This is a genomic window from Aequorivita soesokkakensis (assembly GCF_001641085.1).
Lineage (GTDB): Bacteria > Bacteroidota > Bacteroidia > Flavobacteriales > Flavobacteriaceae > Aequorivita > Aequorivita soesokkakensis.
Window position 1 is genome coordinate 12,265 of sequence record NZ_LXIE01000050.1, and the last position, 13,590, is coordinate 25,854.

Here is a 13,590-nt window from a genome sequence, read left to right on the forward strand (position 1 = left end):
TATTGCCAAGCATTAAAATGAATTCATGAAAAAGATTTTTTGCTTTGCAATCCTACTTTGCTCAGCTCATACGTTTTCCCAAAAGGGTTATTCTATAGCATCCATTCCCAGTGAATTAACTGAATATTCAAACAGTGTATTGATAGATGAACTTGTTGAAATTGATGTAACCGACATCAATAAAATGAAGGAAAAAACACACAGAGTTATAGCCGTTTTTAACAAACTTGGCGATGAAGACACCAATCTTTACGAATATTACAACGAAAATTCACGTGTAAAAGACGTGGAGGTACGCATCTATGATTCCTTTGGAAAAGAAATGGAGCATTTCAGAAAAAAGGATTTTATGGACGTAAGCCGGACCGGCAATAATATGTATGTAGATTCTAGGGCATTGTATATAAATTACACTCCAACAACCTATCCGTATATTGTGGTTTATGACAGTGAGACTGAAACAGGCGATTCTGCATTTATAAGTCCTTGGTATCCTTTGGGCGGGTATGCCGAAAGCACTCAAAAAAGTACGTTGAAAATTAAGTTCGATCCGTTGAACAAACCAAAATACAAGTCCAAAAATTTGGAAGATTTTGATATTTCAATTTCTGAAAGTGCTGATGAAATTACCTTTTCGGCTTCAAATATTTCGGCAATTCGTTATGAAGAGCACAGCCCTTCCTTCAGCAATATTTTCCCCAATGTAACCATCGCACTCGATAATTTTCGGTTAAAAGGTACTTCTGGTTCTGGCAAGGATTGGCAACAATTTGGAAGCTGGATGGACAAAAGTTTGCTTTCTGATGTTCGTGACCTGCCCGAAGGTACGTTAGCGCGTGTAAAAAGTCTTGTTGCAAATGAAACAACAAACGAAGGAAAGGCGCGAAAAATTTATCAATTTCTTCAGAATAAAGTGCGCTATGTAAGCATACAAATAGGTATTGGTGGATGGAAACCTATGCTGGCATCAGATGTGGACAAGCTTAGTTATGGGGACTGCAAAGCGCTGACCAATTATACAAAAGCAATGCTTGAGGCAGTGGGTGTTCCTTCTTATTATACCATATTATATGGCGATACAACGGAACGGAATATTGTTTCGGATTTTTCTTCACTTCAAGGAAATCATATGATTTTGGCAATTCCAAACGGAGAAGAAATGACTTGGCTTGAATGTACAAGCCAAGATACGCCCTATGGCTTTATAGGCGATTTTACTGATGATAGGGATGTTTTGATAATTACTCCCGAAGGCGGAAAAATTGCACATACCAAAGTTTACAAAACCGAAGAAAATACCCAAGAGAATGTTTCAAAAGTAAAAATTGATCCAAAAGGAAATGTTACTGCCAGCTTTCAAAGTATTTCCAAAGGACTTCAGTATGACGATAAATATTTGCTTCCCAAAGAAAAAAAGGAAGATTTGGATGAAAAGTATAAAAACAAATGGAGCTACATTAATGGTTTTGCAATAAACAGTGTGGAATTAAATAATAATAAGGAAGATGTAGTTTTTACTGAAAACTTATCGCTCACTATTCCAAATTACGCCAACCCGGTTGGTAATGATTTTCTTTTCTGTGCCAATATTTTTAACCAGAGTCAATACATTCCGCCGCGAATTGAAACCAGAAAGCAAAACTTATATATAGGAAGCGGATTTATAGATGTTGATACTGTTGAAGTTGAAATTCCAGAAAACTTCGAAATTGATGGGCTTCCAGAAGAAACTATTTTGGAAACAAAATTTGGAAAATACCAGATTGGTTTCAGTAAAAATCCTGATAATAAATTAATCTATAGTCGAAAAATGACTCTAAACAAAGGCGAGTATCCACCTTCAGAATATGAAAACTTTAGAGATTTTTTAAGGTCTATAGCAAGGTTGGACAAAACAAAAATTCTTTTAAAACAAAGCGTACAATAAATATTAATAACCAATGAAAACAAATATACTTACAGCAATTACAGTTTTATGCTTTTTGAATTTGTCAATTGCCCAAAACTATAAATTTGGAAAAGTTTCCAAAGAAGAACTGGTTCAAAAGGAACACCCGCAAGAACCTACGGCAGATGCAGCAATTCTGTATAGGGAAATCCACACAAACTTTGATTATTCAAGCGATTCGGGATTTTATATGATTACTGACGTTTTTGAACGTGTGAAAATTTACAAAAAAGAAGGATTCGATTGGGCAACAAAAGAAATAGATTTATATCAGGGGAGCTCAGGGGCCAACGATGAAATTTCGGGATTAAAGGCCTATACCTATTACTTGGGAGCCAATGACAAAATTGAAGAGATAAAACTTAGAAGTGAAGGTATTTTTGAAGAAGCAACTACCAAATACATCCACAAAGTAAAGTTCACGATGCCCGATGTAAAAGAAGGCTGCGTTATTGAATACAAATACACCATTAAATCGCCATTCATAAACAATATTGACGAGTTCCGTTTTCAGGAAATGATTCCAGTGGATAATGTTGAGGTGACTTTTGCTTCCCCAGAATATTTTATTTTCAAGACACATCAAAAAGGATGGATTCCCTATAAAGTTGATAAAGGCGGAAAAGACCGCATTATCCCTTTGGCCAATTCGCGTTCGGAATTTGACAGACATGGAAACATGACCAGTAAAGCCAGTACGAGAGATTTAAAGTTTAAGGAAGACGTATATACCATAAAACTGAATAATGTTCCCGCAATGAAGGAAGAAGCATTTGTGGGTAATATTGACAACTATTCCACCAGTCTCAAATTTGAATTGAGTTATGTGGATTTTCCAGGATCTCCAATGAAAACCTATTCTACAACCTGGGAAGATGTTTCAAAAGGTATTTATGAAGTGGATTCCTTTGGAAATGAATTGGAGCGAAGCAATTATTTTGAAGACGATCTAAACAGCCTCATAAACGGAGTCAGCAATCCCGAAGAAAAGGTAAATCGTATATTTTCATATGTGGTAAACAAAATGACTTGGAACAAGTTTACAGGCTATTATACAAATGAAGGCGTTAAAGAGGCCTATAAAAAAGGCTCGGGAAATGTAGCCGATATCAATTTGATACTTGTGGCCATGCTTCGTAAAGCAAACTTGAATGCCGACCCTGTTTTGGTCAGTACCAAAGACCACGGTATGCCTTTGTTTCCAACCCGAAATGGTTTCAATTATGTAATTGCTGGGGTTGAGCTTCCACAGGGTGTTATCCTGCTTGACGCCACCAACAAAGATGCTGAAATGGGCATTTTAAAATCCAGCATAATGAATTGGCAAGGAAGAATGATTAAGAAGGACGGTTCTTCCGGATGGGTTTCATTAACTCCACAAACTCCCGCAGTAAAGAGCGCAATGGTGACTGCTGAAATAAAACCTGATTTGTCCGTTTCAGGGAAAGCACAAAATAGATTTACGGGCAATTATGCTTTTAAATACAGAACAGAATTTAAAAGCTTAAACGAAGATGCACAGCGCAAGGAAATCGAAAAAAACAGTAATCAAGTGGAACTTTCCGCGCTGCATTTTGAAAATTTGGATACCACCGGAAAACCGGTTTCGTTGGAATATGATTTTGAATCACTGGACGCGGTAGAAGATGTTGCCGGAAAACTATACTTTTCGCCAATGGTGTTTATGGCCACAAAAGAAAGCCCCTTTAAACCTGAAACACGCGACTATCCAATTGATTTTGGCTATCCAATGAAAGACCGCTACATCATAAACATAGCGTTGCCCGAAGGTTATAAAGTAGAATCCCTTCCTGAAAATGCAGTGTTTAATTTAGGCGAAAATACAGGTAGCTATCGTTATTTAATTTCACAGGTTGGCAACAAATTGCAACTTTCAGTAGAATTTACAATAAATAAAGCTTACATCGCAGCCGAGGAATACGGAAATTTGAAAAAATTCTACGAGCTTTTAATAGCGAAGGAAAACGAAAAAGTTGTACTTTCAAAGGCATAATGGATATTAAAAACGCACAAAAAGCAGTTGATGCCTGGATACAGGAACACGGCGTTCGCTATTTCAATGAGTTGACAAATATGGCACAACTCACGGAAGAGGTAGGTGAAGTGGCCCGTATTATAGCGCGTCGTTATGGAGAACAAAGCGAGAAGGAAAGCGACAAAAACAAAGATTTGGGCGAAGAACTTGCAGATGTTATTTTTGTGGTACTGTGTCTCGCCAATCAAACCGGTGTTAATCTTGAAGAAGCGTTCAAAAAAAAGTTAGAACTTAAAACCAAACGTGACCACGACAGACATCACGGAAACAAAAAATTGAAATAAATGTTCAAAAAAGTACTAAATACAAAAGGTTTTTGGAAATCGGTTTTTGTTTTGGCCATCTCTTTTGCTGTGCTTTTTACACTTATAAAATGGGCTATAGAGGGGTTTGAAATGGCTTACTTCACAGAAAGAAATCCCGTAATGTTTATACTCACTATTTTACTTGCCGGGTTTGTGTATGGCTTTTTTGTAACTTTTGGAAAGTTCAGGGCGAAGCTAAAAGAAAACGATCCTGGGCGATGAAAGCCAATCTTGAACGCGGAAGTTTCCCAACGGAAAATATAAAAATCAACATTAGTGGATCTAAAAGTGAATCCAACAGAATGCTGATTTTGCAAGCACAATTCCCGAATATTTCAATAGAAAATCTATCAGAAAGTGATGACACGGTAGTTCTTCAACAAGCACTTAAAATCTTAAAAGGTTCAGTTGATATTCATCACGCAGGAACAGCAATGCGGTTTTTGACGGCTTATTTTTCCGCAAAGGAAGGAGCTGAAATTACTCTCACGGGAAGTCAGCGCATGCAGGAACGCCCCATTGGAGTTTTGGTAAATGCGCTAAAAAGTTTAGGGGCAGATATTGAATACCTTAAAAACGAAGGTTTTCCTCCACTGAAAATAAAAGGTAAATCACTTCAAAAAAGGGAAGTGAATATTGAAGCCAACATTAGCAGTCAATACATTTCTGCGTTAATGCTCATAGCGCCGATGCTTCCCAATGGCTTAAAAATTTCTTTGGAAGGAAAAACCACTTCCATTCCATATATTGAAATGACCTTGTCCTTACTTAAAAATTTAGGGATAAAAGGAAGTTTCAGTAATAATGAAATCGAAATTTCCGCAGCAAAAAATGTTGAAAATACCAAATTGATCGTAGAATCTGATTGGAGTTCGGCATCCTATTTTTATAGCTTAGTCGCACTTTCTGAAAATGCTGAAATCACCCTTGGAAGTTTTTCTGAAGATAGTTTGCAAGGCGATGCTGCTTTAGTGCAAATCTATAATTCTTTGGGCGTACAGACGGTTTTTAATTCTTCCAAAAAAACCATTTCAATTTCAAAAAAGAAGATTGAATTGCCGGATTCGTTATTGCTGGATTTGGCAAACACACCTGATTTGGCGCAGACAATTGCCGTAACGTGCTTCGGTTTGGGCATTGGCTGTAAACTTACTGGTCTGCACACATTGAAAATTAAGGAGACTGATAGGCTTTCAGCCTTAAAAAATGAATTGGAGAAATTGGGTGCTACAATTCAAATTGATGAAAATTCTTTAAACCTTGAAATAGCTTTACAAATTCACCCGAACAAAATCATTGAAACCTATCAAGACCACAGAATGGCTATGGCTTTTGCGCCACTTTCATTAAAAACAAATCTCACTATAAACAATGCCGGGGTGGTTTCGAAATCATACCCAGCCTTTTGGGATGATTTTCAGAAAGCGGGTATTAAATGCGAAATTGAAAATTCCTAAAAAAACTAATTTCCTTCCCGCTTTCGGCGCTTAGCGCCCAGCATCAAACATTTCCAAATAATAATCAGCCATTTACTTGACAACGCCTGTTTTGAGGTTGTATATTTGCGCCCTTGTAAAATCTAAAGACACGACGAATTATGGGAATGAAACTTTCAAATTTTAACTTTAACCTTCCTGAGGAATTATTGGCCGAATATCCAGCTCCAAACCGCGACGAATCTCGCTTAATGGTCCTCAACAGAAAAACCAAAACCATTGAGCACAAAATGTTCAAGGACCTTATTGATTATTTTGAAGAAGATGATGTGTTGGTAACCAATAATACAAAGGTTTTTCCAGCACGCTTGTTTGGAAACAAAGAGAAAACAGGCGCGCGTATTGAAGTTTTTCTTTTGAGGGAATTGAATTCTGAAACCCGTCTTTGGGACGTTTTGGTAGATCCCGCAAGGAAAATCAGGATTGGAAACAAATTGTATTTTGGCGATGATGAAACGCTTGTGGCTGAAGTTATAGACAACACAACTTCCCGTGGAAGAACACTTCGTTTTCTTTTTGATGGTTCTTATGAAGAATTCCGAAATAAATTGACAGAATTGGGTGAAACACCACTTCCAAAATATATTAAAAGAGAAGTAGAGCCAGAAGATGCAGAACGTTACCAAACCATTTTCGCGAAAAATGAAGGAGCCGTAGCTGCGCCAACCGCTGGGTTGCATTTCTCAAAACATCTTTTAAAGCGACTTGAAATTAAAGGTGTGAATGTGGCTGAAGTTACATTGCATGTTGGTTTGGGAACCTTTAGTTCTGTGGAGGTTGAGGATCTTTCAAAACATAAAATGGATTCTGAAGAGATGAGCATTCTCCAAGACGCTGTAGATATTATAAATACGGGTATTAAAAAGAAGAAGCGAGTTTGTGCCGTGGGAACAACCGCAATGCGTGCTTTGGAAAGCTCGGTTTCTTCAAACCATACTTTAAACTCTTATTCAGGCTGGACTAATAAATTTATTTTTCCTCCCTATGATTTTAGTATTGCAAATGCAATGGTTACTAATTTTCACACCCCGAAATCTACTTTATTGATGATGGTTTCTGCGTTTGCGGGGCATGATTTTATAAAGCAAGCCTATGCCGAAGCCATTAAAGAAAAATACAGGTTTTATACCTATGGCGATGCCATGTTGATTATTTAGTGAGAAGTTTTAAATAGCAAAAATCCTGATGAGAATCAGGATTTTTTATTTTATAAGCATTTGGTTTTCAAATGTCAAAATAAAAATTTACCTTAGTCTTCCTTATTAAAAACTAACTAGCCGTCTGAATGAAAAAAACATTACTTTTCTTCATTTTTTGCATAATTTTCTCCAATGCCTTTTCACAAGACGGTGATGGGGATTTGCCAGAAAGCTGGGGCCTAAACTTAGCGGAACTGCCCAATGTAGTTCGTCTTCCCGCATTAGATTTTGAAATGATAATCCAGCAGGACAGCATTAACGATTTAGACAAAAGCATGCCTTGGCGTTACGGTATTGAAAGATCCGTTGTACTGAACATGCAAAATGGAGGGCTTTGGACGGTTTTGCCAAATGGCGGGAAGATATGGCAAGCAACCATAAAATCACCCAGAGCATTAAACCTCAGCGTAAATTTTGACGATTATTATCTGCCCCATGGTTCACGTCTTCAGCTATATAATCAAGACCATACTGATATTACAAATACATATACAAATTCCCAAAACAGATTGAATGGCCAAATAGGAACTTGGTTTGTTGAAGGGGATATAATTTGGGTAGAATATTATCAACCTCCAGGAACACAAGACTCGCCAAGACTCCAAATTAACAGTGTTATTCACGGTTATAGAATGGGAAAGGTAAACACCCTATTTGAAGGAAATCGTGGTTTAAATGATTCAGGGGAATGTAATTACGACGTAAACTGCCCGATAGGAAGTGATTTTGATTCAAAAAAGGACTTGGTTAAAAAAACTGTCGCACTTTTGAATTTGGGGAATGGGTATTTATGCTCTGCTGCATTGATGAACAATACTACTAATGACAAAACCCCATATCTGCTAACGGCCAATCATTGTTTGGAAAACAGCAATCCTAGCCTTTGGTCCGTTCGGTTTAACTGGGTAAGTCCGGTGCCGGTTTGTGGAACGGGTGATGAAAGTGGGGATTTGCAAACCAATTTCACAATTAGTGGCGCAGAACTAAGAGCAAACAATAGCAAAAGTGATTTTGCATTGGTAGAACTTTTTGATCCCATTCCTGAAGCTTGGGATGTTGCTTTTGCCGGCTGGGACAATTCAGACGGTAATCCTTCGTATGAAGTAGGAATCCATCATCCAAATGGCGATATAATGAAAATATGCCGCGATGATTCCGGGGCACAAAAAGTAGATGCTAATGGTACCCAAGTTTGGCTTATTGGTGGAGGTTCTCATGGAACTGGCAATGGCTGGGAAATTGGCACTACGGAAAGTGGATCTTCGGGCTCGCCTTTATTTGATGAAAACGGAAGAATTATTGGCCAGCTTTATGCAGGACAATCTGCTTGCATCGGTCAATCCAACAATCACGATTATGATATTTACGGTAGGTTCGGTGTTTCTTGGGATGCCGGGACAACTCCCGAAACCCGATTATTGGATTGGTTGGATCCAATCAATTCAGGCCACACCAATATTGAAACCCTTCAAAATCTCTTGAATACTCCAGATTTTGAACTTATTGGAGATCTTAAAATTTATCCAAATCCGGCAAGCACTTCTATTACAGTTATGAACAACAGGTATCCGCATTTATCATTTCAGTTTATAAATGTAATTGGGCAGCGCATACTCTCCGGATCATTGTCAAATACTATGAATACCATCACCGTTGATAATCTTGCTGAAGGTATTTATTTCCTTTATTTATTAGATGAAGACAGCAAGGACAGTATCACCAAAAAGGTAATAATTAAAAAGTAAACCATAATTCTATTTATTGGTAAGCCTCTATTCTGAAAAGGAAAGGGGCTTTTTACTTTAAAATAAAGTAATTTTGCGCAATGGTTTCAGAAAAAAAAGATATTAGGGCACTTTCAAAAGAAGAATTGCGAAGCTTTTTTGTAAGCATTGGTGATAAAGCCTTTCGCGGTACGCAAGTTTATGAATGGCTTTGGAGCAAAGGCAGCCACAGTTTTGATGAAATGACAAACTTGTCAAAAGAAACCCGTGCACATTTGAATGAAAATTTCGTAATCAACCACATAAAGGTGGACCATCTTCAAAAAAGTGCGGACGGTACTATAAAAAATGCAGTAAAGCTTCACGACGATTTGGTAGTGGAATCTGTTTTAATTCCCACAAAAAAGCGAACAACTGCCTGTGTTTCCTCTCAAGTGGGCTGCAGTTTGGATTGTACTTTCTGCGCCACGGCCAGACTTAAAAGAATGCGAAACCTAAACCCGGACGAAATTTATGACCAAGTAGTTGCAATAGATAAAGAAAGCCGTTTGTATTATGACAAACCACTTTCAAATATTGTGTTTATGGGTATGGGAGAACCGCTGATGAACTATAAAAACGTGCTCGAATCCATAGAGAAAATAACCAGTGATGAAGGTTTGGGAATGTCTCCAAAACGCATTACGGTTTCTACTTCAGGTGTGCCGAAAATGATTAAAAAATTGGCGGACGATGAAGTGAAATTCCATCTCGCCGTTTCGTTACATTCCGCAATCCAAGAGACTCGGGAACAGATTATGCCTTTTGCCAAAAACTTTACATTACCCGATTTGCGAGAAGCTTTGGAATATTGGTACAGCAAAACAAAAGGCAAAATAACTTATGAATACATAGTTTGGAAAGGCATCAATGACAAGAGGGCAGATATTGAGGCGCTGGTCACGTTCTGCAAATATGTGCCGTGCAAAGTAAATATTATAGAATACAACCCAATAGACGATGGCCATTTTCAGCAGGCTTCGTCAACAATTATAGACGATTATATTGAAGCTTTGGAGCAAGATAGAATTCCAGTAACCGTCCGCCGAAGCAGGGGAAAGGATATTGATGCCGCCTGCGGACAGTTGGCAAACAAACAATAAAAAAGAGCGGCTTTTGGCCGCTCTTTTCAATTCAGTATAAAACGTAAATTAGTTTTTTACAATTTTGAATGACTTGCTTGCTCCGTCAATAGATACCGTAGCAATGTAAACGCCAGACTGTAATCCTGAAATTTCAACAGTTTCGTTGTTGCTGTTCAATTTTTGGGAAACAACTTGTTGGCCCAACATATTGTAAAGTGCAACTTGCTCCATTGAAGTGTTTGCAGAAAGGTTCAATTGGTTGTTTGCTACAAAATAGTTGAAGCCTGAAAAAGCAATATCGTTCACTCCCAAAACATCCGCAGTAACTTTAAAGTCGTCTACTTGGAAACCAAACTGATCAGCACCTACGTGGTTAATTGCGATATAAACATCCTGTCCTGCATATGCATCAAGATCAACTGTGAATTCTTCCCAATCAATTGCTTGAGGAACTAAGCCTGTTTCAAGTGGTGAAAAGTTGCTTGGATCTGTATCAACTGTTGAAATTAAAATGTTGAAGGTTTCTTCCGAATATAAAGCATCGGCAGCTTTTGCCCAAAAAGATAAAGTATTTCCAGCTGCTCCAAGAGTCATTTGTGGAGAAATTAGCCAATCATTGTTTGCGTTAGTTGTTCCATCTGGTACAGCTGCGAAAGATGTCATTGCTTTTACACCACTATATGCTGTCCAGTCCGAATCAGCTGTAGGATCTAACGGAGGATTTGTTGTAGTTGAATTGAAAACAATAAAAGCTCCAGTGTACCCAGAATTATCAAATGTAATGCCTGTGAAACCATAAGTAGGTAAAAGGTCAAGATCTACTAAAGTCCAATCTCCAACATTCTCAATTATGAAGTCATCGTAAGCTTCAAAATCGTCTTCAAAAATTGTAGTCTGTGCATTCATAGCAAAGCCAGCAAATAATGCTGCCAATAATGTAATTTTTTTCATTGTAAATATAAATTAAGGAGTTAAAATGATTTTTCCAAAAATAGGGCTAGCACCTTTATTTTCGAGGGTTTCCAAATATTTTAACGTCTTTTTGAAGATTGGCAGAATATTACCATAATATTAAATTTTCTGTATTTTTATTAACAGCCTTTTTAAAACATTCTATTTATAAGACAGAAATAATTGCTTTTTTTATTTCTTCCTGTGCTGGACATTTATATAAAAAAATGTTAAATAAATTTTTTCGGTCTTCGAAGCAAGCAATTCTAGTTGTTTGCCAGCTTGAAACCGTCATCCAATTTTAACTATCTTTGAGCCTTTATGAAGATAGTTTCGCGCATCAAACTTCCCATTGAAAAGGAAATGGAGCTTTTTGAAAAAAAGTTCACGGCTTCCATGTCTTCAAAAGTTTCCCTTTTAAACCGAATCACACATTATGTAGTAAACCGAAAGGGAAAACAGATGCGCCCTATGTTCGTTTTCCTCATTGCAAAAATGACAGGCGGTGGCGAAGTGAACGAACGTACCTATCGCGGAGCTTCGGTAATAGAACTCATCCACACCGCAACCTTGGTGCACGATGATGTGGTGGACGACAGCAACCGCCGCCGCGGATTTTTCTCTATAAACGCACTTTGGAAAAATAAAATCGCCGTACTGGTTGGTGATTATTTGCTTTCCAAAGGTTTATTGCTTTCCATTGACAACGACGATTTTGATTTGCTGAAAATAATTTCGGTCGCCGTTCGTGAGATGAGCGAGGGCGAATTACTTCAAATTGAAAAAGCGCGAAAACTAGATATTACCGAAGAGGTATATTTTGAAATAATCCGTCAAAAAACAGCAACATTAATTGCCGCGTGTTGTGCAATGGGCGCACGTTCCGTAATGGCTCCCGACGAAGAAGTTGAAAAAATGCGCAAATTTGGTGAACTCATCGGTACGGCCTTTCAAATAAAAGACGACCTTTTTGATTATGGCAACGAGCATATCGGCAAACCCACGGGCATAGATATTAAGGAGCAAAAAATGACGCTACCTTTAATATATGCCTTAAATAATTCCACTTCCGAAGAAAAAAAATGGCTTATCAATTCGGTTAAAAACCATAACAAAGACAAACAGCGTGTAAAGGAAGTTATCAGTTTTGTAAAAGAAAACGGTGGTTTGGATTATGCCGTTGAAAAAATGAAGGAATATCAACAAGAAGCATTGCAACTTTTGGAAACCTATCCCGCATCGCCATACAAGGAATCACTGGAATTGATGGTGAATTATGTTATTGACCGGAAAAAATAGTAGTCAGTAATCAGTTCGCAGTAGTCAGTTTTTACTGCGTACTGAATACTGCGTACTGAATACTGAAAACCCAGACAACCATTCTTCAAAAATCTGCGTCTATTAAAATAGAAGCACAAACAGCAAAGCTTGCGTGAAAATTATACCATTACATAAAAACTATTCAAATTTAATTGACAAAGCGTCCAAAGGCGATCGCCGCGCGCAGCATCAATTGTTTGAAATGTTTTCACCAAAAATGTTGGGAGTTTGCAGACAGTATTTAAAAAACAACGATTTAGCGGAAGAAGTAATGCTTTCGGGCTTTTTCAAAATGTTTACACATTTAAAGGATTTTAAAAACGAAGGCAGTTTTGAAGGCTGGATAAGAAGAATAATGGTGAACGAAAGCATTTCACAACTCCGGAAGGACAAAAAGTTGCATTTCGTTTCAGAAACCGAAATTGAAAATACAACAGAGCATTCCACTTTTATTGAAACCGAACTTGAGGAGGCCGATATCCAAAAAATGATAGACAGTCTGCCGGACGGTTATAAAACGGTGTTTGTGCTTTATGCGGTGGAAGGTTACAAACACAGTGAAATAGGGGAGTTGTTGCAGATAAGTGAGAACACTTCAAAAACACAACTTTTCAAAGCGCGTAAAATGCTTCAAAATATGGTAAAACAACAAAACAATTTAAGCTATGGCATCCTATAAACTGGAAGACAACATCCGTGAAAAACTGGAGACGAGGGAACTGAAACCTTCTGCGGACGCATGGAAAAAACTGGAAGCAAAATTGGATGCCGAGCAGCCCAAAAAGAAAAGTAATGTTTTGTATTACGTGGCAGCAAGCTTTGTTGGGATTCTCATTTTGGCCTCTGTTCTTTTTAGCAGAAATAATTCAGAAGTGGATAATCAAATAGTGGAAGAAAAAATTCAGCAAAACCAAACCAATTCGCAACCCGAAATTATTCCCAATAAAACTCTTTCTGAAGAAATTGTTTCCGAGGAAAGAAATTCTGAAAAGATAAATTCTGAAGAAAAACAAAAACCGAATACGAGGGAAGTAAAAGTGATTCCGCCGAAAAAATCGACAATTGATAAAAAAATGGAAAGCACGGAAGCGCTTGCAAATGTTTCAAACGAAAAAATAAAAAAGCCTGTAATTAAAGAGGATTTAATCATTTCCGAAGAAGACAAACTCATCAATAATAAGGTTGATGAAGTGGTTGCCTCAGTAAAAAAACTACAGGAAGACAATGCGGAAATATCGACGACGGAAGTGGAAAGGTTGTTAAATAATGCACGTCGCGATATTCAAACCCAGCGAATTCTAAACAGCCCAAAAGTAGATGCAACGGCCTTGTTGCAAGATGTGGAATGGGAGCTTGATAAAAGTTTCCGCGATAAGGTTTTCGACGCTCTTGGCGAAGGTTTTCAAAAAGTGCGGACAGCTGTTTCAGAAAGAAACGATTAGCAATTTTAATTCTCAATTTTCAATA

General features: G+C 37.7%; 12 protein-coding genes. 11 read left to right on the forward strand and 1 reads right to left on the reverse strand.

Annotated elements, in window-relative coordinates; genetic code table 11:
- Positions 1 to 25: 25 nt before the first annotated feature.
- The 8 genes from A7A78_RS13705 (at position 26) to rlmN (ending at position 9,870) form a co-directional block, all read left to right on the forward strand.
- The gene (locus tag A7A78_RS13705; RefSeq protein WP_068763041.1) at positions 26 to 1,927 is read left to right on the forward strand and encodes a DUF3857 domain-containing protein; all 1,902 of its coding nucleotides are present in this window, start codon (positions 26 to 28) and stop codon (positions 1,925 to 1,927) included.
- Between the two features lie 13 nt (positions 1,928 to 1,940).
- Positions 1,941 to 3,962 (forward strand): transglutaminase domain-containing protein, encoded by a 2,022-nt coding sequence (locus A7A78_RS13710; protein WP_068763042.1) that lies wholly within the window; start codon positions 1,941 to 1,943, stop codon positions 3,960 to 3,962.
- Positions 3,962 to 4,288, forward strand: coding sequence for a nucleotide pyrophosphohydrolase (locus tag A7A78_RS13715; protein ID WP_068763043.1), 327 nt, complete (start codon positions 3,962 to 3,964; stop codon positions 4,286 to 4,288). Before A7A78_RS13710 ends, A7A78_RS13715 begins: the two co-directional genes overlap by 1 nt.
- On the forward strand, positions 4,289 to 4,531 hold the full coding sequence (locus A7A78_RS13720) for a hypothetical protein (protein WP_068763044.1): 243 nt from the start codon (positions 4,289 to 4,291) through the stop codon (positions 4,529 to 4,531). It abuts the gene before it with no gap.
- Complete coding sequence (locus tag A7A78_RS13725; RefSeq protein ID WP_068763045.1) at positions 4,528 to 5,766, forward strand: 3-phosphoshikimate 1-carboxyvinyltransferase; 1,239 nt, start codon at positions 4,528 to 4,530, stop codon at positions 5,764 to 5,766. Before A7A78_RS13720 ends, A7A78_RS13725 begins: the two co-directional genes overlap by 4 nt.
- A 146-nt stretch (positions 5,767 to 5,912) precedes the next feature.
- The gene (gene queA / locus A7A78_RS13730; protein ID WP_068763213.1) at positions 5,913 to 6,962 is read left to right on the forward strand and encodes a tRNA preQ1(34) S-adenosylmethionine ribosyltransferase-isomerase QueA; all 1,050 of its coding nucleotides are present in this window, start codon (positions 5,913 to 5,915) and stop codon (positions 6,960 to 6,962) included.
- 128 nt (positions 6,963 to 7,090) lie between these two features.
- Positions 7,091 to 8,749, forward strand: a complete 1,659-nt coding sequence (locus tag A7A78_RS13735; RefSeq protein WP_068763046.1) for a T9SS type A sorting domain-containing protein — start codon at positions 7,091 to 7,093, stop codon at positions 8,747 to 8,749.
- 80 nt (positions 8,750 to 8,829) lie between these two features.
- Entirely contained in the window at positions 8,830 to 9,870 is a 1,041-nt protein-coding gene (gene rlmN, locus A7A78_RS13740) for a dual-specificity RNA methyltransferase RlmN (protein ID WP_068763047.1), read from the forward strand.
- Between the two features lie 48 nt (positions 9,871 to 9,918).
- Here rlmN and A7A78_RS13745 read toward each other — a convergent pair whose 3' ends face one another.
- Positions 9,919 to 10,803, reverse strand: coding sequence for a T9SS-dependent choice-of-anchor J family protein (locus tag A7A78_RS13745; protein WP_068763048.1), 885 nt, complete (start codon positions 10,801 to 10,803; stop codon positions 9,919 to 9,921).
- 321 nt (positions 10,804 to 11,124) lie between these two features.
- On the opposite strand from A7A78_RS13745, the gene A7A78_RS13755 reads away from it, so the two are divergent.
- The 3 genes from A7A78_RS13755 (at position 11,125) to A7A78_RS13765 (ending at position 13,565) form a co-directional block, all read left to right on the forward strand.
- Complete coding sequence (locus A7A78_RS13755) at positions 11,125 to 12,102, forward strand: polyprenyl synthetase family protein (RefSeq protein WP_068763050.1); 978 nt, start codon at positions 11,125 to 11,127, stop codon at positions 12,100 to 12,102.
- A 133-nt stretch (positions 12,103 to 12,235) separates the two neighbouring features.
- Positions 12,236 to 12,802, forward strand: a complete 567-nt coding sequence (locus tag A7A78_RS13760) for an RNA polymerase sigma factor (protein ID WP_068763051.1) — start codon at positions 12,236 to 12,238, stop codon at positions 12,800 to 12,802.
- Positions 12,789 to 13,565 carry a hypothetical protein gene (locus A7A78_RS13765; protein ID WP_068763052.1) on the forward strand — a complete coding sequence of 259 codons (777 nt, stop codon included), beginning with the start codon at positions 12,789 to 12,791 and terminating at the stop codon, positions 13,563 to 13,565. Before A7A78_RS13760 ends, A7A78_RS13765 begins: the two co-directional genes overlap by 14 nt.
- Positions 13,566 to 13,590 lie beyond the last annotated feature (25 nt).

Coding starts and splice junctions, on each gene's coding strand:
- A7A78_RS13705 (WP_068763041.1), top strand. CDS start 26: ATGAAAAAGATTTTTTGCTTTGCAATCCTACTTTGCTCAGCTCATACG.
- A7A78_RS13710 (WP_068763042.1), top strand. CDS start 1,941: ATGAAAACAAATATACTTACAGCAATTACAGTTTTATGCTTTTTGAAT.
- A7A78_RS13715 (WP_068763043.1), top strand. CDS start 3,962: ATGGATATTAAAAACGCACAAAAAGCAGTTGATGCCTGGATACAGGAA.
- A7A78_RS13720 (WP_068763044.1), top strand. CDS start 4,289: ATGTTCAAAAAAGTACTAAATACAAAAGGTTTTTGGAAATCGGTTTTT.
- A7A78_RS13725 (WP_068763045.1), top strand. CDS start 4,528: ATGAAAGCCAATCTTGAACGCGGAAGTTTCCCAACGGAAAATATAAAA.
- queA (WP_068763213.1), top strand. CDS start 5,913: ATGAAACTTTCAAATTTTAACTTTAACCTTCCTGAGGAATTATTGGCC.
- A7A78_RS13735 (WP_068763046.1), top strand. CDS start 7,091: ATGAAAAAAACATTACTTTTCTTCATTTTTTGCATAATTTTCTCCAAT.
- rlmN (WP_068763047.1), top strand. CDS start 8,830: ATGGTTTCAGAAAAAAAAGATATTAGGGCACTTTCAAAAGAAGAATTG.
- A7A78_RS13745 (WP_068763048.1), bottom strand. CDS start 10,803: ATGAAAAAAATTACATTATTGGCAGCATTATTTGCTGGCTTTGCTATG.
- A7A78_RS13755 (WP_068763050.1), top strand. CDS start 11,125: ATGAAGATAGTTTCGCGCATCAAACTTCCCATTGAAAAGGAAATGGAG.
- A7A78_RS13765 (WP_068763052.1), top strand. CDS start 12,789: ATGGCATCCTATAAACTGGAAGACAACATCCGTGAAAAACTGGAGACG.